Origin of the sequence: Gilliamella sp. Choc6-1 (assembly GCF_001690385.1) — a bacterium.
Lineage (GTDB): Bacteria > Pseudomonadota > Gammaproteobacteria > Enterobacterales > Orbaceae > Gilliamella > Gilliamella apicola_A.
The window spans coordinates 81,542-105,607 of sequence record NZ_LZHI01000046.1 but is presented as its reverse complement, the minus strand read 5'-3'; the positions used below and the strand labels follow the sequence as shown (position 1 = coordinate 105,607).

Annotated in this window: 19 protein-coding genes and 1 rRNA gene; 4 read left to right on the top strand and 16 right to left on the bottom strand. The window is 35.6% G+C overall.

The features are described from left to right. Positions 1 to 945, bottom strand: a 16S ribosomal RNA gene (locus tag A9G36_RS07075); the annotation flags it as partial. A 395-nt stretch (positions 946 to 1,340) separates the two neighbouring features. After that, positions 1,341 to 2,156 carry a glutamate racemase gene (gene murI / locus A9G36_RS07070; RefSeq protein WP_065568658.1) on the bottom strand — a complete coding sequence of 272 codons (816 nt, stop codon included), beginning with the start codon at positions 2,154 to 2,156 and terminating at the stop codon, positions 1,341 to 1,343. Between the two features lie 212 nt (positions 2,157 to 2,368). On the opposite strand from murI, the gene metK reads away from it, so the two are divergent. From metK to A9G36_RS07050, 4 genes are all read left to right on the top strand, one after another. Continuing rightward, positions 2,369 to 3,520 (top strand): methionine adenosyltransferase, encoded by a 1,152-nt coding sequence (metK, locus tag A9G36_RS07065; RefSeq protein ID WP_065568659.1) that lies wholly within the window; start codon positions 2,369 to 2,371, stop codon positions 3,518 to 3,520. Then, positions 3,504 to 4,007 (top strand): SprT family zinc-dependent metalloprotease, encoded by a 504-nt coding sequence (locus tag A9G36_RS07060; protein WP_065568660.1) that lies wholly within the window; start codon positions 3,504 to 3,506, stop codon positions 4,005 to 4,007. Before metK ends, A9G36_RS07060 begins: the two co-directional genes overlap by 17 nt. A gap of 257 nt (positions 4,008 to 4,264) precedes the next feature. Beyond that, a complete protein-coding gene (locus tag A9G36_RS10015) occupies positions 4,265 to 4,639 on the top strand; it encodes a hypothetical protein (protein ID WP_141670307.1) in 375 nt (124 codons plus the stop codon). Then, positions 4,633 to 5,475, top strand: a complete 843-nt coding sequence (locus tag A9G36_RS07050) for a 23S rRNA (adenine(2030)-N(6))-methyltransferase RlmJ (protein WP_065568662.1) — start codon at positions 4,633 to 4,635, stop codon at positions 5,473 to 5,475. Before A9G36_RS10015 ends, A9G36_RS07050 begins: the two co-directional genes overlap by 7 nt. 113 nt (positions 5,476 to 5,588) lie before the next feature. Here A9G36_RS07050 and A9G36_RS07045 read toward each other — a convergent pair whose 3' ends face one another. The 14 genes from A9G36_RS07045 to rpoC form a co-directional block, all read right to left on the bottom strand. Then, positions 5,589 to 5,957 (bottom strand): diacylglycerol kinase, encoded by a 369-nt coding sequence (locus tag A9G36_RS07045; protein WP_034948162.1) that lies wholly within the window; start codon positions 5,955 to 5,957, stop codon positions 5,589 to 5,591. Between the two features lie 20 nt (positions 5,958 to 5,977). Continuing rightward, positions 5,978 to 6,937 carry an acetyl-CoA carboxylase carboxyl transferase subunit alpha gene (gene accA, locus A9G36_RS07040; RefSeq protein ID WP_065585556.1) on the bottom strand — a complete coding sequence of 320 codons (960 nt, stop codon included), beginning with the start codon at positions 6,935 to 6,937 and terminating at the stop codon, positions 5,978 to 5,980. A 258-nt stretch (positions 6,938 to 7,195) separates the two neighbouring features. Then, a complete protein-coding gene (gene dnaE, locus A9G36_RS07035; protein WP_065585555.1) occupies positions 7,196 to 10,672 on the bottom strand; it encodes a DNA polymerase III subunit alpha in 3,477 nt (1,158 codons plus the stop codon). 186 nt (positions 10,673 to 10,858) lie between these two features. Beyond that, positions 10,859 to 12,103: a beta-ketoacyl-ACP synthase II gene (gene fabF / locus A9G36_RS07030; protein WP_034948177.1), complete on the bottom strand. Its 1,245-nt coding sequence runs from the start codon at positions 12,101 to 12,103 to the stop codon at positions 10,859 to 10,861. Between the two features lie 164 nt (positions 12,104 to 12,267). After that, the gene (gene acpP / locus A9G36_RS07025) at positions 12,268 to 12,501 is read right to left on the bottom strand and encodes an acyl carrier protein (protein ID WP_034948180.1); all 234 of its coding nucleotides are present in this window, start codon (positions 12,499 to 12,501) and stop codon (positions 12,268 to 12,270) included. 150 nt (positions 12,502 to 12,651) lie between these two features. After that, entirely contained in the window at positions 12,652 to 13,386 is a 735-nt protein-coding gene (gene fabG, locus A9G36_RS07020; RefSeq protein WP_065568665.1) for a 3-oxoacyl-ACP reductase FabG, read from the bottom strand. A 12-nt stretch (positions 13,387 to 13,398) separates the two neighbouring features. Then, positions 13,399 to 14,334 carry an ACP S-malonyltransferase gene (gene fabD, locus A9G36_RS07015; RefSeq protein ID WP_065585554.1) on the bottom strand — a complete coding sequence of 312 codons (936 nt, stop codon included), beginning with the start codon at positions 14,332 to 14,334 and terminating at the stop codon, positions 13,399 to 13,401. A gap of 35 nt (positions 14,335 to 14,369) precedes the next feature. Beyond that, entirely contained in the window at positions 14,370 to 15,323 is a 954-nt protein-coding gene (locus tag A9G36_RS07010; protein WP_034948189.1) for a beta-ketoacyl-ACP synthase III, read from the bottom strand. A 4-nt stretch (positions 15,324 to 15,327) separates the two neighbouring features. Further along, a complete protein-coding gene (gene plsX / locus A9G36_RS07005) occupies positions 15,328 to 16,374 on the bottom strand; it encodes a phosphate acyltransferase PlsX (RefSeq protein ID WP_080715938.1) in 1,047 nt (348 codons plus the stop codon). Between the two features lie 33 nt (positions 16,375 to 16,407). Continuing rightward, positions 16,408 to 16,575 carry a 50S ribosomal protein L32 gene (gene rpmF, locus A9G36_RS07000; RefSeq protein ID WP_025316508.1) on the bottom strand — a complete coding sequence of 56 codons (168 nt, stop codon included), beginning with the start codon at positions 16,573 to 16,575 and terminating at the stop codon, positions 16,408 to 16,410. A 4-nt stretch (positions 16,576 to 16,579) separates the two neighbouring features. Further along, positions 16,580 to 17,089 carry a 23S rRNA accumulation protein YceD gene (gene yceD, locus A9G36_RS06995; RefSeq protein ID WP_034948192.1) on the bottom strand — a complete coding sequence of 170 codons (510 nt, stop codon included), beginning with the start codon at positions 17,087 to 17,089 and terminating at the stop codon, positions 16,580 to 16,582. 472 nt (positions 17,090 to 17,561) lie between these two features. Continuing rightward, positions 17,562 to 18,485 carry a TPM domain-containing protein gene (locus A9G36_RS06990; protein WP_065568668.1) on the bottom strand — a complete coding sequence of 308 codons (924 nt, stop codon included), beginning with the start codon at positions 18,483 to 18,485 and terminating at the stop codon, positions 17,562 to 17,564. Positions 18,486 to 18,490: 5 nt separating this feature from the next. Next, on the bottom strand, positions 18,491 to 19,090 hold the full coding sequence (locus tag A9G36_RS06985) for a LemA family protein (RefSeq protein ID WP_065568669.1): 600 nt from the start codon (positions 19,088 to 19,090) through the stop codon (positions 18,491 to 18,493). Between the two features lie 722 nt (positions 19,091 to 19,812). Then, positions 19,813 to 24,030: a DNA-directed RNA polymerase subunit beta' gene (gene rpoC, locus A9G36_RS06980; RefSeq protein WP_065574141.1), complete on the bottom strand. Its 4,218-nt coding sequence runs from the start codon at positions 24,028 to 24,030 to the stop codon at positions 19,813 to 19,815. Positions 24,031 to 24,066 lie beyond the last annotated feature (36 nt).

The window sequence follows — 24,066 nt, the reverse complement described above, 5'->3', positions numbered from 1 at the left end:
TGCTCCACCGCTTGTGCGGGCCCCCGTCAATTCATTTGAGTTTTAACCTTGCGGCCGTACTCCCCAGGCGGTCGATTTATCGCGTTAGCTTCGGAGCCCATCACTCTAGGCAACAAACTCCAAATCGACATCGTTTACAGCGTGGACTACCAGGGTATCTAATCCTGTTTGCTCCCCACGCTTTCGCATCTCAGCGTCAGTATCTGTCCAGAAGGCCGCCTTCGCCACCGGTATTCCTCCACATCTCTACGCATTTCACCGCTACACGTGGAATTCTACCTTCCTCTACAATACTCCAGATAACCAGTTTTAAATGCAATTCCTAGGTTGAGCCCAGGGATTTCACACCTAACTTAATTATCCGCCTACATGCCCTTTACGCCCAGTCATTCCGATTAACGCTCGCACCCTCCGTATTACCGCGGCTGCTGGCACGGAGTTAGCCGGTGCTTCTTCTGTAACTAACGTCAATTCTAGGCACTTTTCATACCCAAAACTTCCTCACTACCGAAAGTACTTTACAACCCGAAGGCCTTCTTCATACACGCGGCATGGCTGCATCAGGGTTCCCCCCATTGTGCAATATTCCCCACTGCTGCCTCCCGTAGGAGTCTGGACCGTGTCTCAGTTCCAGTGTGGCTGGTCATCCTCTCAGACCAGCTAGAGATCGTCGCCTTGGTAAGCCTTTACCCCACCAACTAGCTAATCCCATATGGGTTCATCAAATGGCGCACGTCCTCGCGGAACCGTACTTTGGTCTCTCAACTTTATGCGGTATTAGCAGTCGTTTCCAACTGTTGTCCCCCTCCATCTGGCAGATCCCCATACATTACTCCCCCGTCCGCCACTCGTCATCAAGTGCAAGCACTTATGTTACCGTTCGACTTGCATGTGTTAAGCCTGCCGCCAGCGTTCAATCTGAGCCATGATCAAACTCTTCAATTTAAAGTTTGATGCTCAATAACTGTCTCTGACATATTCAAATGAATCTTCAGTGTCACTTATCAAGACTTCTTAATCTTTTTAGTCCGTAGACTTTAATTCTTCGTCTCGCAAGTGCCCACACAGATTGTCTGTTTCTTCTTTTTAAAGAGCTAACAGCTTCCAATTCTCAATCAACTTTTCGTTAATCATCTTTGCTGTCTCAAGGGCTGCGTATGTTACGCTACACCTTTTTATTCGTCAAGATCTTTTTTTAAAATTTTTGACCTTGTTCACCAACTCTATTCCCGTCCAATTTCGATGACGTCGTGTCAGTGGGTGCGCATTATAGGGACTTCTTTTTTTTTAGCAAGCAAAAAAGATAAAATATTTATTTAGTCGTGTAATTTTTAATCTCATTAAACTTTAATAGTATGATATTTATTAAGATGATAATCAGATAGTTTTTTAATCAACTTTTCTACAGACTGAGTATAAGCTGTGCTTAATACAATATTTTCTGACGTAGAAAGAATTATTTGGTTTAGTTTATATTTATCATTTAGCAAATTATAGACCCTTGTTGCAATCGCATATCCCGAATCTATTAAGTTCGCCTGAGGAAAAAGCATCTGTAGTTCTGTTTTAATAAAAGGATAATGGGTACAACCTAATACTATTGTATCAGGGATTGTTTGTAGGCCAAGCCAAGGTTGCATTAGTTCTTTCAGCCGCTCCATATTTACAATAATGCCCTGTAATTTATTTTCGGCTATAAGCGCTAATTCTGATAATCCTAATAATTTAACAGTACAATGCGCAGCAAATTGCTGTATTAAATTGGTTATGTAAGTTCTTTCAACGGTTGCTTTTGTTGCTAATAATCCTATACATTTATTTTTAGTAAGTAAGCTAGCAGGTTTAACAGCTGGTACAACTCCAATAATAGGAAAAGAAAATTTAGCGCGCAAACTAGGCAAACAAATAGTACTAGCTGTATTACAAGCGATAACTGCTAAATCAATTGGATAAAATTTAGTAACAGCCTCAATGACAGAGTTTACCCTATTAATTAAAAAATCTGATGATTTATCTCCATAAGGAAACATTTCATTATCAAACATGTAGATATAATGTGCATTAGGTATTTTATTGTAAATTTCATTATAAACAGATAAACCACCAATACCTGAATCAAATATTAACACTGAAGGCGATTGTTTTACGATATTCATTTTAGCTATAGGAAATTAAATAATAAATTAGAAACGCTTCATATCGTAAATTGATTAAAAATTAATGCAAGTATTTTACTCAAGCTGATATGGTATTTAGTTCTGAAAATTATAAACTAGACGTCTAGACGGTAAAACTGCTAAAATAAATATATTAAGGCTAAATATTATATTTTAAGCATTATGCAGGAATTAAATTAAGAAGGTATTCTATGTCAGAATTTCTATTTACTTCAGAATCTGTTTCAGAAGGTCATCCAGATAAAATTGCCGATCAGATATCTGATGCTGTACTTGATGCAATTTTAAAACAAGATCCAAAGGCTCGTGTTGCTTGTGAAACATATGTAAAAACCGGTATGGCTTTAGTTGGTGGAGAAATCACTACTTCAGCTTGGGTAGACATTGAAGAATTAACTCGAAAAACAATTAATGACATTGGATATACCAGTTCAGAAATGGGATTTGATGCAAATTCATGTGCGGTACTCAATGCCATTGGCAAACAATCTCCTGATATTAATCAAGGGGTTGATCGAAATAATCCTCTAGAACAAGGTGCTGGAGACCAAGGTATTATGTTTGGTTATGCTACAAATGAAATGCCAAATTTAATGCCTGCAGCTATAAGCTATGCTCATGACTTAATGCGCCGCCAAGCAAAAGTTAGAAAAAATGGTACACTTCCTTGGTTAAGACCTGATGCAAAAAGCCAAGTCACATTAATTTACCAAGATGGTCAGATAAAAGGTGTTGATACAATCGTTTTATCAACTCAGCATTCAGAAGACATTGAGCAAACAGCATTACATGAAGCCGTCATGGAAGAAATCATTAAACCAACATTGCCCGCCGAATGGCTAACACCTAGAACAAAATACTTTATTAATCCAACTGGACGTTTTGTTATTGGTGGCCCAATGGGTGACTGTGGACTAACTGGACGCAAAATCATTGTAGATACATACGGCGGAGCAGCTCATCACGGTGGAGGCGCTTTTTCTGGAAAAGATCCTTCAAAAGTTGACCGCTCAGCAGCTTATGCCGCACGTTATGTTGCAAAAAATATTGTTGCGGCAGGACTCGCTGACAGATGTGAATTACAAATATCTTATGCAATTGGTATTGCCAATCCTACATCAATCTATGTCAATACTTTCGGCACAGAAAAAACACATCACGATAAAATCGTATCACTTATTAAAGAATTTTTTGATTTAAGACCTTATGGATTGATTCAAATGCTTGATCTAATTCAACCAATCTATCAACAAACTGCAAGTTACGGTCATTTTGGTCGAGATATATTTCCTTGGGAAAAAACTGATAAAGCGGCACTATTACGTGATGCAGCAGGATTATAAACGCATACCAATTTATTTACATAATCAAACTATGGCTTGTTTAAGAACTCATTTAATACAAGCCAATCAACGTCTACATTCCCAATATAAAGAGCCCAAGATCATTTATAAACCCAAAGGCAGTATTGCTGGTAGTGCCTTTTTAACACGTTGGGAAATTCAACTTAATTCGATTATGTTGCTAGATAATGGTACTCAATTTATTGAGGAAGTTGTGCCTCACGAATTAGCACATCTCATTGCCTTTAAAGAGTTTGGCAAAGTAAAACCACATGGTAAAGAATGGCAATATATTATGTCAGAAATATTAGGAAAAATCCCTGCAACAACTCACCGTTTTCCTATTCAACGCAATACTTATTTATACTACTGCAGTTGTCAACAACATCAATTAACCTCAATAAGACACAACAAAATTCAAAATAATAAAACTAGTTATTTATGTCGTAAATGCGGTACTATACTCAAACTTAAAAGTGCCATTTAGTACTAAGATATTATATGTGTAAGTTAGATTTTCATTTTTACAAAAGTTCGTTATTAATTCTCACTCTTGGCATTATCCTATATATTACGGGAAATTGGTTCATACCTTTATACAATGGAATGACGGTTGTAGTGATTGAACATATTCAATCTCTCTTCTTATTATTTATGTGCTGTTATACCTATTATTATGCAAAACGAGTATCTGAACATTCTGAGCTTTATAGATTTTGGATTTGGACAATTTTCTGGTGGTTTATGCTTTTTGGTCGAGGAATTAGTTGGGGAAGAGACTTTTTCCCTGAGGTACCTCGTTTCTATTATAAAATCATTGCGAGTATATTAATAGCGATCCCAATACTAAGTATATTTTTACCCACCATTCGCCCAGAAATTGCTCGTCGCTACAAATACGAAAAAATACCATTTTGGCATATATTCTTTGCTTTTTTATTCTTAGGTATAGCTGATATTGCTGAACATCGCCGTATTGGACATGAATTTTTAGTTATAACAAAAGAGCGAAAAGATCTCATTGAAGAATTAATGGAAATTCCTTGTCTTCTTTGTTTATCCTTAATAACCTTTTATATGCAAAAAAATGAAAAAAAGAGAGTAGATTCCCTATGCTAAGCTACCGCCACAGTTACCATGCAGGAAATCATGCAGATGTATTAAAACATATTGTTTTAACATTATGTATTGAATCATTAAAGGAAAAAGAAAAGCCTTTTTTATATTTAGATACACACTCGGGGGCTGGACGATATCTATTAAGAAGTGAGCATGCAGAAAAAACGGGTGAATATTTATCAGGAATTAATTTACTATGGCAACAATCTAATATTCCTGAATTGCTTAATACATACATATCGGTACTAAGACGCTATAATCCTTTTGAGGAAATAAAATATTATCCTGGTTCACCATTAATTGCGAAGCAATTATTACGTGAACAAGACAAGCTCAACCTTACAGAGTTACACCCAACTGATTACCCTTTATTAAAACAAGAATTTAGTAAAGATAAACGAACAAAAGTTTTACGTGAAGATGGATTTTCCCAATTAAAATCAAAGTTACCTCCACTATCTCGTCGTGGAATAATATTGATTGATCCTTCTTATGAAATTAAAGACGATTATCAAAAAATCCCTGCAGCATTATTTGAAGCATATAAACGTTTTGCAACAGGTGTTTACTTAATTTGGTATCCTGTGGTATCTCGCACACAAACGGAAAAGATGATTAATGGCATTATTGATTTAGGTATTAAACGAATTTCACAATTCGAACTTGCTATAAAACCAGATAATGATCAAAAAGGCATGACAGCATCTGGAATGATAGTTATAAATCCGCCATGGAAATTATATGACCAGATGCAAAAAATTATGCCATGGTTAAAAAATATTTTAGATATAGAAAAAACAGGTAATTTCTCAATAAAACAATTAACTTCAGAATAACTTTTACTATTTAAAAATGCGAGCCGATCTCGCACTTTTAAATAAACTAAATTAGTCGTTATCAAATGTTTAATCATAAAGCTTTTAAATCAATAATTTTTATTAGTAAATCTCTAAGAAAAAAAATGACAAGAAAATATATAAATCCATAAAATAACAGTTAATAATAGAGATAAGAAAACTGCAGCAGAACCATAATCTTTAGCTCTTCCCGATAATTCGTGTCTTTCACTACCAATTCGATCTACAACACACTCAATTGCACTGTTAAGGAGTTCTATAATCATCACAACACCGATAGAACCTAGTAATAAAATTCGTTCATAAATTGAAAAATCTATTAACATTACAATTATATAAGCTATAACCAACAGAATTAATTCTTGTCGAAAAGCTATCTCATACTTAATCGCTGATTTAAAGCCTTTCAGAGAATATTTGGTTGCATTAATCAAACGTTGCAACCCCGTTGCTTTTTCCATAATGATATTCCAAAGTAAGATTATCTTACATAACCATAATTCATTAGACGTTGAAATCTTCTTTCAAGCAGCACTGATAATTCGATATTTCCAAGTTCATCAAGATCACTTATCAGCTGTTTTTTTAGTGAATCTGATACTGCCACATAATCACGATGAGCACCACCAAGTGGTTCGGGTATCACTGAATCAATAAGATTTAATTTCAATAATTTATCTGCTGTCATATTCATTGCTTCAGCTGCGACTGGTGCTTTATCAGCACTTTTCCATAAGATAGAAGCACAACCTTCAGGAGAAATAACAGAATAAGTACTATATTGAAGCATATTCACTTTGTCAGCAACTCCAATGGCAAGTGCCCCCCCTGAGCCACCCTCACCAATAACAGTACAAATTGTTGGAACTTTTAGTCGTGACATTTCCCGCAAGTTCCGAGCAATTGCTTCAGCCTGACCTCGTTCTTCAGCACCAATCCCTGGATAAGCTCCTGGGGTATCGATAAATGTAATTATCGGTAATTTAAAACGTTCTGCTAACTCCATTAGTCTTAATGCTTTACGATAACCTTCTGGTGCTGGCATACCAAAATTACGATAAATTTTCTGCTTTATTTCACGACCCTTTTGATGACCAATAACAATCACAGGACGTTCATCAATACGTGCAACTCCACCAACAATCGCTTTGTCATCAGCATAAGCTCTATCTCCAGCTAATTCATCGAAATCAGTAAAAATTTCTTTAATATAATCTAATGTATAGGGCCTATTTGGATGTCTGGCTAATTGTGCAACTTCCCACGGTGATAAGTTCGCAAATATTTTTCTTGTTAACTCACGGCTTTTTTGATTCAATTGTTTAATTTCTTTATCTAAATTAATATCTAATTCAACTTGTTGTGAATCAATATTCTTTAAGGAATTAATTTTTGCTTCTAATTCCGCTATCGGCTTTTCAAACTCAAAAAAATTACTCATAACGATTATGATTGCCTCTTAATTATTTTGTATTTTCCTAAAATACGCTATCTAATACAGTATACTGGCTAATTCTTAAGATAAAATTAAGACAATTCTACTATGTAATACTTATCAAAGTCACCTAGATTTATCACTTATTAATTTTGGCACTTCAAGATAGCGCTACTTCTATATATATTACAGTATATTCATTATTGCGTTATTCGTTTTATAAACGAAAACATTAAAATACGAATAATTTTGTATCACGTTATACTAAAACTCAAATTCAATTCGGTCATTGCCAAGTATTGTTTTTAATTCAAGAATTAATGCATCTTCTGGGACAATTTTCCATGTAGCACCAAACTCAATACGCACAACAGAATCATCTCGATGATAATATAAATTTACAGGCACATTCCCATGACGATAAGGTTCAAATATTTGTTGCAAACGCTGCAACATTGCACGTTCGGCTTCATTTTCAGTTAAAGTAATAGCCAATCCTTTAACATATTTAGCTCGAGCATCTTTTAAATCAACAATTTCTCGCGCTGTCAATTTGAATCCTCCATTAAAATCATCATAGCTAACTTGCCCCATGACTATTAAAATCTTATCTTTAATTAATAAATGCCCAAACTTTTCTAAAGAATCTGCAAACAGCATACCATCAATACGGCCAGAACGATCATCTAAAGTAAATAAACCGATTTTATTACCTTTTTTAGTGATTCTAACTTTAGCATCAACAACAATACCTGCAAAAGTAGCTATTTTTCCCCAACCAGTTGGTGAAGCTTCATTAATTCGTAACCCTCCAGCATAACGACTCAATTCTTTTAAATATTGAGTAACTGGGTGTCCCGTTAGGTAGAGTCCTAAAGTATCGCGTTCACCATCAAGTAAGACTTTCTCCGGCAATTCGGGGACAGCTGCATAAGCATGTTCAACTTGCTCTGGTTCTTCAGCTAAAACACCAAACATATCTTCTTGTCCGATATTTTGAGCTTTAGCATATTGTTCAGCTGCTTGTATCGCATCATTAATACTATGTAAAATAGCAGCTCGATGAGGACCCAATTTATCAAAAGCACCTGCCATAGTAAGTTTTTCAAGTACTCTACGATTAATTTTTTTCATATCAGTTCGAGCACAAAGTTCGAATATATTTTTGAAATACCCACCGCTATTACGAGCTTCAACAATAGCTTCAATTGGACCTTCTCCAACCCCCTTTATAGCACCGATACCATATATAATTTCGCCCTTTTCATTAACATGAAAATGATACAATCCACTGTTAATATCTGGTGGGTTAATTTTTAATCCCATGCGTAGACATTCATCAACAAGGCCAACAATTTTATCGGTGTTATCCATATCAGCAGTCATAACTGCAGACATAAACTCGGCAGGATAGTGCGTTTTTAACCATAACGTTTGGTAAGAAACAAGCGCATAAGCTGCTGAATGAGATTTATTAAATCCATATCCAGCAAATTTTTCAACCAGATCAAATATTCGCATTGATAGTTCTCCATCAATGCCTTGTTTTTCCGCTCCTTCTTTAAATATGGAACGCTGATTTGCCATCTCTTCGGGTTTTTTCTTACCCATGGCGCGGCGTAATAAATCTGCACCACCTAATGTATAACCAGATAGAGTCTGTGCAATTTGCATAACTTGTTCTTGATATAGAATAATACCGTAGGTAGATTCTAAAATAGGTTTTAATGACTCATGTTGATATTTAATATCGGGATATGAAACTTCTTCTCGACCATGTTTTCGGTCAATAAAGTTATCCACCATACCTGATTGTAAAGGACCTGGACGAAATAATGCCACTAAAGCAATCATATCCTCAAAGCAGTCAGGTTTTAAACGCCTTATTAAATCTTTCATTCCCCGAGATTCAAGCTGGAATACTGCTGTAGTTTCTGCTTTTAATAATAATTCGAAGGATTTTTCATCATCTAAGGGGATTCGGGTTATATCGACTTTTTCCTTACCTTCACGTAGTCGGCGTTCATTAATCATTTTGATTGCCCAATCAATAATGGTTAATGTTCTTAATCCTAAAAAGTCAAATTTAACAAGACCGGCATATTCAACATCATTTTTATCAAATTGAGTAACAGGATGATGACCTTCTGAATCACAATAAATTGGCGAAAAATCTGTAATCTTAGTTGGTGAAATTACAACTCCCCCTGCATGCTTACCAGCATTTCGAGTTACGCCTTCTAATTGCCGAGCAATATCAATTAATGATTTAATTTCTTCATTATTATCATATAAATCTTGAAGTTGAGGTTCAACTTCAAAAGCTTTAGCTAAAGTCATACCAGGATCTGGTGGTATTAATTTCGCAATACGATCAACAAACCCATAAGGATGTCCAAGGACTCGACCAACATCACGTATTACTGCTTTGGCAGCCATAGTTCCGAAAGTAATAATTTGAGATACAGCATCCCGTCCATACATATCTGCGACATGCTCAATAACCAGATCGCGTTTCTCCATACAAAAATCGACGTCAAAATCGGGCATAGAAACGCGCTCAGGATTCAAAAAACGTTCAAAAAGTAAATCAAATGCTAGTGGATCTAAATCGGTAATTTTCAATGCGTAAGCAACTAGAGAACCAGCTCCAGAACCTCGCCCTGGTCCAACAGGAATATCATTATCTTTTGACCATTGAATAAACTCCATCACGATTAGAAAGTAACCCGGAAAGCCCATTTGATTAATAACAGTCAATTCTGTTTCTAAACGTTCATCATATTCAGGCCTTCTTTGTTTTCTAACTTCTGGATCGGGGAATAAAAATACTAACCTTTCTTCTAAACCTTCACGTGATTTATACACTAAAAAGTCTTCAGTAGTCATGTCACCAGTCGGAAATTTAGGTAAAAAATACTCACCTAGACGGATAGACACATTACAGCGTTTTGCTATTTCAACACTGTTTTCAAGCGCTTCAGGAATATCAGAAAATAGCTCACACATTTCCTGTTCAGAACGTAAATATTGATCTGCTGAGTAATTCTTAGGTCTGGAAGGATCTTCAAGAGTATTTCCATCATGAATCGCAACTCGAATCTCATGAGCTTCAAAATCAGAGGGCTTTAAAAACCGAACATCGTTAGTTGCAACAACTGGTAATAAATATTGCTCAGCTAACTTTATAGCACGATGAATAAACACATCTTCATTGACTCGCTTAGTACGTACTAACTCAAAATAAAAATGATCATTAAAATTTTCAAGGTAAAAATTAATAGCATGATCAATAATAGTTTGATTATTACGAACAATACCTATACCAATATCACTTTCTCGCCCAGCTAATACAATTAACCCAGTGCGATGCATAACCAACCATTCCAAATCAACAACAGGTATATCGCCAATATAACCTCGTTGATAAGCTTGAGAAATTAATAACGTAAGGTTTTGATACCCCTGATTATTAGCCGCTAACAGGGTTAGGCGGTAAATATCATCAGGCAATTGAGAACTTCTAATAGCGAGATCTGCACCAATAATCGGTTTAATACCTTTTGACATTGCTGAACCGTAAAATTTCACTAGCCCACAAAGATTGGTAAAATCAGTGATTGCAAATGCCGGCATCTGCAGCTTACTCACTTCATTTACTAATGTACTAACTTTAGCAATTCCATCGATCATAGAAAAATCGCTATGTAAGTGAAGATGAATAAATTTAGGTTCTGCCATAATTATCAAAATAATAAAGCTATAAAAAATTATTTAAGATTATAACACAAGCAATGTAAATATTCTTAATCTCTTTAAAATAGGAATATGAATTGCACAAATAAAAATGGGTCTAATTCATAGAAGCAATAAAAGCTTGATAAAATATTACGCCGATACTAAATTATCGGCGAATAAGAGAAGAAATTAGATTTTTTTAAACAATACTGAACCGTTGGTTCCACCGAAACCAAAAGAATTACATAATGCATATTCTAAATTCTTAACTTGACGAGCTGTATGTGGAACATAGTCAAGATCACAACCTTCATCAGGATTATCCAAATTAATTGTTGGTGGAACAGCTTGATCACATAAGGCAAGCACAGTAAAAATTGACTCAACAGCACCCGCTGCTCCGAGTAAATGACCAATCATTGATTTAGTTGAACTAACCATTACCTTATTAGCATTTTCTTTAAAAATACTTTTTACTGCTTGAGTTTCAGCTCTATCCCCAGCTGGTGTCGACGTACCATGAGCATTAATATAACCCACTTGTTCAGGCGTAATACCTGCATCGCGAAGTGCACATCTCATTGCTAAAGCCGCACCACTACCATCGGCTGGAGGTGAAGTCATATGATAAGCATCGCCACTCATACCAAATCCAACTAGTTCAGCGTAAATCTTAGCTCCACGTTTTTTGGCGTGTTCATATTCTTCTAAGAACATGATTCCTGCACCATCACCCAACACAAAACCATCACGATCTTTATCCCAAGGTCGGCTTGCTGCTTTAGGATTGTCGTTGTTAGTTGATAAAGCACGAGCTGCACCAAAACCACCTATACCCAATGGAGTGCTAGCTTTTTCGCCACCACCCGCTAACATCGCATCTGCATCACCATAAGCAATCATGCGTGCAGCATGACCAATATTATGAACACCTGAAGAACAAGCTGTTGCAATAGTAATACTCGGTCCTTTTAATCCATAAATAATAGATAAGTGTCCCGCAATCATATTAACAATTGTTGATGGTACAAAAAAAGGGCTAATTTTGCGTGGTCCACCATTTACTAATGCACTGTGGTTTTCTTCAATCAACCCAAGCCCACCAATACCTGAACCTATAGCACAACCAATTCGTTCTGCATTTTCTTCCGTAATCTCAATACCAGCATCTTGCATTGCTTGCATACCAGCAGCAATACCGTATTGGATAAAATAATCCATTTTGCGCGCATCTTTGCGTGAAATATTATAATCTTCGCCATTAAAGTTTTTAACCATCGCTGCGAAGTGCGTTGCGAAAGGGGCTGTATCAAAATGTTCTATGAGTTCAATACCACTTTGACCTGCTAATAAGGCTTGCCAAGTGGACTCAACTGTATTACCTACAGGAGATATCATGCCCATTCCAGTAACAACAACTCTGCGTTTAGACACATTGTCCTCCAGGAAAGGATTGAAATGAAATTTGAATCAATGAAAATACTATCTTTGAGTTTTCTTATAATTTATGCTTAATTTAAATTTATCTTTAAAAAATTAATCTGATAAATACAAACTAGGCGATCAGTTGACCGCCTATCATGAAAACTCTGCTAACCTTATTGATTTGCAGTAATATAATCAATTGCTGATTGTACAGTTGTAATTTTTTCAGCTTCTTCGTCTGGAATTTCAGTATCAAATTCTTCCTCTAAAGCCATAACAAGTTCAACTGTATCAAGAGAGTCAGCGCCAAGATCTTCAACGAAAGAAGATTCATTTTTGACTTCTTCTTCTTTCACACCAAGTTGCTCAACAATAATTTTCTTAACTCGCTCTTCAATAGTGCTCATACTCTATTTTTTCCTATAAAAAATCGCCGAAAGTGGCGGTGAATGTAAGTTTATAAAATGTTGAAAAAGATGCCAACCATTTTTCAACCCAATTGTTTATTTTTTGTTCTAACGTCAAAATATTGGCTTATTTTACACTATTCTAGCCAATTACACCATATACATGCCCCCATTGACATGTAAAGTTTCGCCTGTGATATAAGATGCTTCATCGGATGCTAAAAAAGCAACAGCATTCGCAATTTCAACAGGTTCACCTAAACGACCTGCTGGTACTTGTGCTAATATTAAAGCTTTTTGATCTTCAGTTAAAGTCTCTGTCATATCGGTTGCAATAAAGCCAGGTGCAACCACGTTTACAGTAATACCTCGTGATGCAACTTCACGTGCTAATGATTTACTAAAACCAATCAATCCAGCTTTAGCTGCTGCATAATTGGCTTGTCCTGCATTACCCATAGCTCCAATAACCGATCCTATGGTTATAATTCTGCCATAGCGTTTTTTCATCATTGTTGGCATTAATGCTTTAGATAACCGAAAAACAGAAGTTAGATTAGTATCTAAAATATCTTGCCACTCGTCTTCTTTCATTCGTATTAATAAATTATCACGAGTAATCCCTGCATTATTAATTAAAATATTAATATCGCCAAATTCTGTTTTAATTGCCTCAATAACAGACTCAATTGATTGTCCTTTAGTCACATTTAAAGCAAAACCTTTACCATGTGAGCCTAAATATTGGCTAATAGCCTCAGCACCTTTTTCCGTTGTGGCTGTACCAATAACAGTAGCGCCACAGGCTGCTAATTTTTCGGCAATTGCTTTACCAATTCCACGGCTAGCACCAGTGACTAAAGCAATTTTTCCTGATAGGTTCATAACTACCTCTTTTTATTTAGTATTTTCTATTGCAACTTCTAATGAAACTTTATCATTAACTGCACAAGCTGAAAGTGCACTTACGATACGTTTAGTTAAGCCAGTTAAAACTTTACCAGGTCCCATTTCAACTAAAAGCATTACATTTTGTTTTGCTATATATTCCACAGTTTCTGTCCAACGTACAGGACTATAAAGTTGAGCAATTAATGCAGTTTTAATTTTGTCAGATGATGATTCAACTTTCACATCAACATTGTTAACCACTTTAAATTTTGGCGTATTAAATTTAATGCCACTTAATGTGTTAGCTAATTTATCGGCAGCAGGTTTCATCAATACACAATGAGACGGTACACTCACTGGAAGTGGTAATGTGCGCTTAGCACCTGCTTCTTTGCATAATGTACTAGCACGTTCAACGGCTTCTTTATTACCTGCGATAACAACTTGACCTGGTGAATTAAAATTTACAGGAGCAACAATTTGACCTTGAGCTGCTTGCTCACATGCGCTGCGAATAGAATCATTATCAAGTCCAATGATAGCATACATAGCCCCTGTACCACTTGGTACCGCTTCTTGCATTAATTTTCCACGTAATTCGACTAATTTAATTGCATCTTTAAAGTCAACTACGCCTGCACACACTAATGCAGAATATTCACCTAAACTATGACCAGCCATAAAATCAGGTTGAGAACCATTAACACTTTCCCATACCCTAAATATTGCAACAGATGAAGCAAGTAGCGCTGGTTGTGTTTGCCATGTTTTATTTAGTTCTTCTACTGGACCTTTTTGTATTAAATCCCATAAACCATATCCAAGCACTTCTGAAGCTTCATCAAATGTTGATTTGACAATCGGGAAATCATCTGCAAGATCTTTTAACATACCAACAGTTTGAGAGCCTTGTCCTGGAAATACCATTGCAAATTTGGTCATTCTTAAATCCTTGATCATTAAAAATACTTCATAAACTAAAATCTAACTAGCGCAGATCCCCAAACGAATCCACCACCAAATGCTTCTAATAAAATTAGATGACCTCGTTGAATTCGTCCGTCTCTTACACCAACATCTAAAGCACAAGGCACAGAAGCAGCAGAAGTATTGCCCTGCTTATCTAATGTGACAATAACCTTATTCATATCCATATCTAAGCGTTTTGCGGTTGCAGAAATAATTCTTAAATTAGCTTGGTGCGGCACTAACCAATCTAAATCTTCCTTATTAAACGTATTCTCAGCTAAAAGCTCGTCAACTAAATTTGACAATTCTTTAACCGCTATTTTAAATACTTCATTACCATGCATTGTCATATAAGCAGGATCATTCATATTACGACGATCAACATATGGGTATTTTAATAAATCTCCATAACGACCATCAGCATGAAGATGAGAAGCAATAATGCCGGGCTCTTCTGATGCGCCAACAACAACCGCACCCGCCCCATCTCCAAAAATGATAATGGTGCTTCGATCGTTTAGATTAACACCTCGAGTTAACATATCAGAACCAACAACTAAAGCATATTTAATTGCACCACTTTTGACATATTTATCGGCAATATCAAGTGCATAAACAAATCCCGAGCAAGCGGCAGACACATCAAATGCAACAACATCACCAATGCCTAATTTGGCTTGTAATTCGGTTGCAGAACTTGGAAATGCATTGACTGAAGTTGCCGTTGCAACAATAATCATATCGATTTCTTCTTTATCGATATTAGCCATTTCAATTGCATTTATAGCAGCTTCATAAGCCATGCTTACTACAGTTTCATCTGGGCCTGCGATACGTCTTTCTTTAATACCAGTACGCGTAGTGATCCACTCATCGCTGGTATCGACCATTTTTTCAAGATCTGCATTAGTTCTTATCTGTTTTGGAAGATAACTCCCTGTTCCTAATATTTTTGTATACATCTAATTATTCACTCTTGGGTAGTGCAGAAGAAAGGCTAGTTGCAATCTTCTCAGGTATATTTGTTTGTATAGCCAAAATAGCTTGTTCTATTGCTGCATAAAATGATTTTTGATTGGCACTACCGTGACTTTTAATCACAATACTCCGAAGTCCAAGCAAGCAAGCTCCATTATATCGTCCCGGATCTAAATAACCAAAATTTTTTGCGATCTTTCTTTGTAGCCACTTACTGAATAAATTCGTTAATAATGAATGACGGTTAAGCGATAACTTAAAAGATGACATAAGAATTTTAATTAAACCTTCAACCGTTTTTAATGTCACATTACCTACAAAACCGTCACATACTAATACATCTGTTCTACCAGTTAAAAGCTCATTACCTTCTAAATAGCCAATATAATTAATTTGATTATTTGATTTCAATATAGAAGCTGCAGCTCTAATTTTATCCAAGCCTTTAACCTCTTCTTCCCCAATATTAAGTAATGCAACCCTAGGACGTTCAATCTTAAGCACTGTTTTAGCTAAGATCTCTCCCATTGTTGCAAATTGAACTAACATATCACTATCACATTCAGCATTAGCACCTAAATCTAAGACGACTGTATTTTGATTATTTAATGTGGGAATAATTGCAACTAAAGCGGGACGATCAATACCAGTTAAAGAATGTAACAATAACTTTGATAGCCCCATTAATGCTCCTGTATTACCTGCGCTGACGCATGCTTGAGCTTTATTATCTTTTACTAGTTCAAGAGCCATTCTCATTGATGAACTTTGGCTATGGCGAATAGCATAAGCAGGCTTCATATCATTAGCAATAATCGTAGTTGATTCAATCAAAATTAACCGCCGCTCCAATTGATATTGGGTGACAAGCTTTGTATTTTCTTTTGATAGAAATAGACTAACTTCTGCTGGATTACCCACCAGAAAAATAGAAAGGTTTGGATAATAATTTAGCGCTTCTATTGCAGCTGGAACAACAACACGAGGACCTAAGTCCCCGCTCATAGCATCTAACGCAATGGTTAGATTATCCAAAATATCACCTGAGGGTTTCTAATTAATGAGTAATTATTTAGAAATCACTTTACGACCACGATAATAACCATCAGCGGTCACGTGATGACGTAAATGTGTTTTTCCTGATTCATCAACTGAGATATTAGCAACAGTTAATGCATCATGAGAACGACGCATACCACGTTTTGCACGAGTTTTACGATTCTGTTGAACAGCCATGGATTTACCCCTTATTCTTTAAACTAACTAAAATTGCAAATGGATTTGGTTTTTCATTTTCAATTGGAATGTCGCCAAAAACCATATCTGCCTCTGACACTTCGCAGTGTTTACTATTATGTACCGGCACAATTGGCAACGAGAGAATAATTTCGTCCTCTAGTAACGCTAATATATCTACTTCGCCAAACTCGTTCATCAAAACGGGTTCATAGTGTTCCGGCAGTGTCTCTGCATGAGTATCACTCTTAACAGGACTAAATTTATTCATCACATGAACTTCTGTGACAAAAGGTCTAAAACAACGTTGGCAAATTTGTTCTAACGTTATTTTTGCATCAATATTAATAACACAAATTCGTTGCTCATCAAAATCAAAAGATAAACTACACTCAATATTACTTTTCGGATTTTCAACCCTAGTTATTGCTTCATTCGGATAATATCCAATATAATCAAGCCTTTTCTGTGCTGCTTTAATCGGGTTAATTGTTAATGGCAATTTATTTTGCATAACCAATGCATATCTACCTAAATATTATTATGTGCTATCAAAAACAACACAATGCCGTAAGGCGCGCATATTACCTTTAAATCATGTTTTCGTCAATGGGCACACACAAGATAATTTACTTTAGTTATTGATTATTACATTAATATTTATTCCATTTTTATTATTTAATTTTCATAAAAACTCTAGAAAAGCTGGTACATCAATACAAAAATATTTATAATACAATAAGATGCCGCTATATCACTAATTACCAGCCGACCCAATAGCTTCATTCGCAGATGATGTTTAAGATTACTTTTTATGCTTAGCTTATTATTAATTCAAAAGTTTTACAGATTAATTCTCAGATTTATTAAAGTGCCCAAATCATTAAAATAAATTAATTAAAATGATATCTAAATGCTTTTTATAAGTTTTCTTACCCAGGTAATATTAGCTTGTATTTGAGAATTCAAACTTAACATGAGCTATATTACCAACGCCCCGAAGCCCCACCACCACCACTACGACCACCGCCGCCACCGCCAAATTTACCGAAACTACGGCTAGAACTGCGACTAGTACCAATACCACCACCTAAGTTTCCTCTAAAACCTCCGCCAGAATGACCATTAATAGCACCAGAAAAGTGAAGAGAAAAATAAATACTTATAAAAAAACAAGCTAATACTAATACAAAAGAAATAGAACAATCATTCCATAAAACAAAGCCGCTAGTAGATAGAGTATTTAATATTGCAGTTAAAAAAACTCGTTTGCCTAAAGTTGAAAAAACTAAACGAGAAAAGACAAAGCAAATAAAAAAAGAAGCTATTGCCCATCCAATAACTTTATTGCTTATGCTAATTAAATCATTGCCTTTATTGGCATTTGATTGAGTATCAGTTAATTGTTGTGACTTATTAAAGTGGCTATTGAAAACAGTTAATTTATTTTTTATCACAGTAATAGCATCACTAATTCCTTGATAATAGTTATTCTGTTTAAATTTCGGTGCTAATTGTTCCTGAATAATATGACTCGCTATTAAGTCAGTTATAGTGCCTTCTAGGCCATAGCCAACTTCAATACGCATTAACCTATCTTCTTTAACAATTAAAAGAAGTATGCCGTTATCAGCATCTTTTTTTCCAATTTTCCAATTGATAAAAACTCTATCTGCATACTGTTCAACAGTTTCATTACTAAGTTTAGCAATCATGAGCACTGCAATTTGTGCGCCATCGGTCCTTGATTGTTCAAATTCAATCAAACTCGATTCTAGCTCATTAAGTTGTGATTTGGTTAATGTATTGGTTATATCAACTACACGCTGATTAAAAATAGGAATAGTTGTTAGCGCAAAACTAGAACAATTAAAAATCAATAATAGACTAATTATGAGATATTTTTTCATTCGTTTTATTGTCCAAAATTGACAGCAGGCGGGTCAGAAATTTGTTTTTCGTTTTCTGCCATAAACTGTTGTTTAGAATGTTGTCCTACCATATCTGCAATCCATTTAGTTGGTAATTGACGGATTAGAATATTAAAATTCTTAACTGCTTCAATATAGCGCCCCCTTGCAACTGTTATGCGATTTTCTGTTCCTTCTAGTTGATCCATTAAATTTTGGTAAAGAGTATTAGCTTTAAGCTCTGGGTAATTTTCACTTACGGCAATAAGTCTACTTAACGCTGAGCTCAAGTCAGATTGAGCTTGTTGGAATTTTGAAAATAAAGCTGGATCTGCCAACTGATCTGCTGTTATTTGGATAGCGCCTACTTTTGCTCTAGCCTCAGTAACTTGAGTAAAAACGTCTTTTTCATGAGTAGTATATCCTTTAACTGTATTAGTTAAGTTAGGAACTAAATCAGCTCGGCGCTTATATTGGTTGACGACTTCCGACCAAGTTGCTGCTACTTTTTCATCTTGCATTTGTATTTTGTTATAATTTGTAAAAAAGACAAATCCACTAATAATAAGCAGCGCAATAATAATGATTAATGATTTTGATTTCATCGTAAACCCTTATAACCAGTTGAAATTATGGATAGTTCAATGTGTTCAAGATTCATAAAAATAATATAATAATATAAGTTAGCTACCAATTCTATATTTATGATAATTTATATTTTAATCTATAAACAGACTAGTGTTACATGTATCAACAATAATAGAGTTCTTATAGAACATAAAAATGATTTTACGATTATGTCGGTTGTTCTAAGGCTTGCTAGTTCTTATTTTATATATAGCGTTGTCTTATGTAATAGCTTTTTTAGTAAAAGATACTTATTATTATCAAATTTATTGATTAATTATTGCTCATGGCACTGTTATTTTAATATGACATTATTGTTATTGGTTAATATTTTATAATTATAAAATACTTTCTAAACATTCTAATTTTGCTAGTTCTCAATAAATATCTTGGTGGATTAGTCTACTGTTGGTATTACTATGAGTATTTTTGAAATTGCCTGAATTGACTCAAGCTTCAGAATCAGTTTTTGTTTTCCACTAAACAAATGTTGAAAATAACATATAATTATCTTCTATTTTTCCTGTTAAAAAGCAAAAATGATTAAAACCTTTTATCTCACATTTAAATCACTGTCACCGATTACGCCATACCTCAATGAAGATATCTTCACTATCTGATTTAATTTTAAAACTATATTATTACATAAAAAAAATAGCACGTATGATTGCGTGCTATTTTAATAAATTAGTATTACTGACTATTGATTTTCTTCTGCAGAATTAAGTAGTTCAGCTAAGTTAGCTGTTGCTTCCTCTGCTGAAATTGTTGTTTGAATCTCATCAGTTGATGGCATTGCTCGTTTACGTAAACGTTCCTTATGGTAAGCATAACCTGTACCTGCTGGAATTAATCGGCCAACAATTACGTTTTCTTTTAAGCCACGTAATTCATCATTTTTACCAGCTACCGCAGCTTCAGTTAAGACGCGAGTTGTTTCTTGGAACGAAGCCGCAGAAATAAACGATTCAGTCGTTAACGAGGCTTTAGTAATACCTAGTAAGTCGTGTAAGTAAACAATTGGCTCTTTACCTTGTGCTTCAAGTTCACGGTTGATAATCTTCAAGCGTGAAACTTCAAGTTGTTCACCTTCAAGCAAGCGAGAACCACCTGGACGAATAACTGTTGCTTTACGTAACATTTGACGTACGATAACTTCAATATGTTTATCGTTAATTTTTACACCTTGCAAACGATAAACTTCTTGAACTTCGTTTACAATATAACGAGTTACCGCATTAACACCACGTAGACGTAAAATATCATGAGCTGATTCAGGTCCATCAGAAATTACATCTCCACGACCAACTTGTTCGCCTTCAAAAACGTTAAGTTGACGCCATTTTGGAATCATTTCTTCATATGGTTCACTACCATCTAACGGAGTAATAATTAAGCGACGTTTACCTTTCGTTTCTTTACCAAATGAAATAATACCATCAATTTCAGCCAAAATAGCTGGTTCTTTTGGCTTACGTGCTTCAAATAAGTCTGCAACACGTGGTAAACCACCGGTAATATCTTTGGTTCCGACAGATGCTTGTGGAATACGAGCAAGAGTGTCACCAATATTGATTTCTGCACCATCCTCTAGCTGTACTAACGCTTTACCTGGTAAAAAGTATTGTGCAAGCATTTCTGTACCAGCAAGATAGATATCTTTACCTTTAGCATCAACAATTTTAATTGCTGGACGTAAATCTTTACCCACACCAGTACGTTCTGCCACATCTAATATCACAATAGATGATAAACCAGTTAATTCATCAGTTTGGCGAGTAATAGTTTGCCCATCAACCATATCAACAAAACGAACAAAACCTTTTGCTTCAGAAATAACTGGCATTGTATGTGGATCCCAGTTAGCAACAGTTTCACCTGCATCAACTGCTACACCATTACCTTTGCTTAAAATCGAACCGTAAGGAACTTTATAGGTTTCTTTCATTCGACCTAAGTCATCAATAATGGTTAATTCAGCATTACGTGAAGTTATAACCAATTTCTTATCTGGATTAGTTACAAATTTAGCATTAGTTAATTTAATACTACCTTTGTTTTTAACTTGTACACTTGATTCAGCAGCTGCTCGCGATGCCGCTCCACCAATATGGAACGTACGCATGGTTAACTGAGTACCTGGTTCGCCAATTGACTGCGCAGCAATAACGCCGATGGCTTCACCTTTGTTCACTAAGTGACCTCGAGCTAAGTCACGACCATAACATTTTGCACAAACACCGAAATCAGTATCACACGAAACCACAGAACGCACTTTTACACTATCAATCGATTCAGCTTCCAGTAAGTCACACTTACTTTCATCAAGTAATGTATTACGTGGAATTAAGATATCTGCACTACCTGGTTTTAATACATCTTCAGCTGTAACTCGACCTAATACACGCTCACGAAGTGGCTCTTTAACATCACCACCTTCGATAACTGGTGTCATAACCACACCTTCTAAGGTACCACAATCGTCTTCAATTACCACTAAATCTTGTGCAACATCAACTAGACGTCGAGTTAAGTAGCCTGAGTTTGCTGTTTTTAATGCAGTATCAGCAAGACCTTTACGCGCTCCATGAGTAGAAATAAAGTATTGAAGTACGTTTAACCCTTCACGGAAGTTTGCAGTGATAGGAGTTTCGATAATCGAACCATCTGGTTTTGCCATCAAACCACGCATACCTGCAAGCTGACGAATTTGAGCTGCGGAACCACGCGCACCTGAATCCGCCATCATATAGATACTATTGAAAGAAGATTGAGCTTCTTCTTCACCTTCACGGTTAATGACTTTTTCAGTTGATAAGTTATCCATCATCGCTTTAGCAACACGTTCATTAGCTGCTGCCCAAATATCAATAACTTTGTTATAACGTTCACCGGCTGTTACTAAACCTGATTGGAATTGCTCTTGTATTTCAGCAACTTCAATTTCGGCTTCATTGATGATTTGTATTTTCTTGGCAGGGATTTCCATATCATCAATACCAACTGACACACCTGAACGCGCAGCATATGCAAATCCTGTATACATAATTTGATCTGCTAAAATTACCGTTTCTTTCATACCTAATTGGCGATAGCAAATATTTAAAATCTTAGAGATTGCTTTTTTACCAAGCGGTTGATTGATAACTGAGAAGTTCATCCCTTTAGGCATGATTAACCACAAAATTGCTCGACCGACCGTTGTATCAATAAGTGAAGTCGTTTCTTCCCATTCTCCAACGTTATTGCATTGACTTTCAGTAATACGAACCTTAACCTTAGCATGTAATTCAACTAGACCTAAACGGTATAACTTTTCAGCTTCTTTAGGACCAGTTAATACCATTCCCTCACCTTTAGCATTAACTTTATCACGAGTCATATAGTAAAGACCTAAAACCACATCCTGTGAAGGAACGATGATAGGCTCACCACTCGCAGGTGAAAGGATATTGTTGGTTGACATCATTAATGCACGTGCTTCTAACTGTGCTTCTAACGTTAATGGAACGTGAACCGCCATTTGGTCACCATCAAAGTCAGCATTAAATGCTGCACAAACCAATGGGTGCAATTGAATTGCTTTACCTTCAATTAAAATCGGTTCAAATGCTTGAATACCTAATCTATGCAATGTTGGTGCACGATTTAATAATACTGGGTGTTCACGAATAACTTCATCTAAAATATCCCAAACAACTGCATCTTCACGCTCAACCATTTTCTTTGCTGCTTTAATGGTTGTTGCATAACCGCGACGTTCTAGTTTCCCGTAAATAAATGGTTTGAATAATTCAAGTGCCATTTTCTTCGGTAAACCACACTGATGCAAATGCAAGTATGGACCAACAGTAATTACAGAACGACCAGAATAATCAACACGTTTACCTAACAGATTTTGACGGAAACGACCTTGCTTACCTTTGATCATATCAGCAAGTGATTTTAATGGACGTTTGTTGGAACCAGTAATAGCTCGTCCACGGCGACCATTGTCTAATAATGCATCAACAGATTCTTGTAACATCCGTTTTTCATTACGTACAATGATATCTGGTGCAGCTAAATCCAATAAACGTTTTAAACGGTTATTACGATTAATCACTCGACGATAAAGGTCATTAAGATCTGACGTTGCAAAACGACCACCATCAAGTGGCACTAATGGACGTAAATCCGGCGGCAATACAGGTAATACATTTAGAATCATCCATTCAGGTTTATTTTCAGACTGAATAAATGCTTCAATAATTTTAATTCGTTTAGTTATTTTTTTGCGTTTAGTTTCTGAATTAGTCGTTGCTAATTCATCACGTAAAGCTTCACATTCTGCTTGAACATCAATATTTCGTAGTAGCTCTTGAATAGCTTCTGCGCCCATGCGAGCATCAAATTCGTCACCAAATTCTTCTAACGCATCTAAATATTGTTCTTCAGTTAAGATCTGACCACGTTCAAGATTTGTCATTCCTCCATCAAGAACCATAAATGATTCAAAATAAAGGACACGTTCAATATCACGAAGTGGCATATCAAGTAATAAACCAATACGAGATGGTAATGATTTTAAAAACCAAATATGAGCTGTAGGTGACGCAAGTTCAATATGTCCCATACGTTCACGACGTACTTTAGCTTGAGTTACTTCAACTCCACATTTTTCACAAATAACACCACGGTGTTTTAGACGTTTATATTTTCCACATAAACATTCATAATCTTTTACTGGTCCGAAAATACGTGCACAAAACAATCCATCACGTTCAGGTTTGAACGTACGATAATTGATTGTTTCAGGTTTTTTGACTTCACCAAAAGACCATGAGCGAATCATATCAGGAGAAGCAAGGCCTATCTTGATAGCATCAAAGTCTTCAGTTTTTGTTTGTGCTTTTAGAAACTTTAATAAGTCTTTCACAATTGACTCCTATGGAGTTAAACCAATTAGATAACT

Coding starts and splice junctions, on each gene's coding strand:
- accA (WP_065585556.1), bottom strand. CDS start 6,937: ATGAGTAATTTTTTTGAGTTTGAAAAGCCGATAGCGGAATTAGAAGCA.
- murI (WP_065568658.1), bottom strand. CDS start 2,156: ATGAATATCGTAAAACAATCGCCTTCAGTGTTAATATTTGATTCAGGT.
- yceD (WP_034948192.1), bottom strand. CDS start 17,089: ATGCAAAATAAATTGCCATTAACAATTAACCCGATTAAAGCAGCACAG.
- A9G36_RS07060 (WP_065568660.1), top strand. CDS start 3,504: ATGCAGCAGGATTATAAACGCATACCAATTTATTTACATAATCAAACT.
- A9G36_RS07045 (WP_034948162.1), bottom strand. CDS start 5,957: ATGGAAAAAGCAACGGGGTTGCAACGTTTGATTAATGCAACCAAATAT.
- acpP (WP_034948180.1), bottom strand. CDS start 12,501: ATGAGCACTATTGAAGAGCGAGTTAAGAAAATTATTGTTGAGCAACTT.
- fabD (WP_065585554.1), bottom strand. CDS start 14,334: ATGACCAAATTTGCAATGGTATTTCCAGGACAAGGCTCTCAAACTGTT.
- dnaE (WP_065585555.1), bottom strand. CDS start 10,672: ATGGCAGAACCTAAATTTATTCATCTTCACTTACATAGCGATTTTTCT.
- A9G36_RS07050 (WP_065568662.1), top strand. CDS start 4,633: ATGCTAAGCTACCGCCACAGTTACCATGCAGGAAATCATGCAGATGTA.
- A9G36_RS06985 (WP_065568669.1), bottom strand. CDS start 19,090: ATGAAATCAAAATCATTAATCATTATTATTGCGCTGCTTATTATTAGT.
- rpmF (WP_025316508.1), bottom strand. CDS start 16,575: ATGGCTGTTCAACAGAATCGTAAAACTCGTGCAAAACGTGGTATGCGT.
- metK (WP_065568659.1), top strand. CDS start 2,369: ATGTCAGAATTTCTATTTACTTCAGAATCTGTTTCAGAAGGTCATCCA.
- A9G36_RS06990 (WP_065568668.1), bottom strand. CDS start 18,485: ATGAAAAAATATCTCATAATTAGTCTATTATTGATTTTTAATTGTTCT.
- A9G36_RS07010 (WP_034948189.1), bottom strand. CDS start 15,323: ATGTATACAAAAATATTAGGAACAGGGAGTTATCTTCCAAAACAGATA.
- fabG (WP_065568665.1), bottom strand. CDS start 13,386: ATGAACCTATCAGGAAAAATTGCTTTAGTCACTGGTGCTAGCCGTGGA.
- A9G36_RS10015 (WP_141670307.1), top strand. CDS start 4,265: ATGCTTTTTGGTCGAGGAATTAGTTGGGGAAGAGACTTTTTCCCTGAG.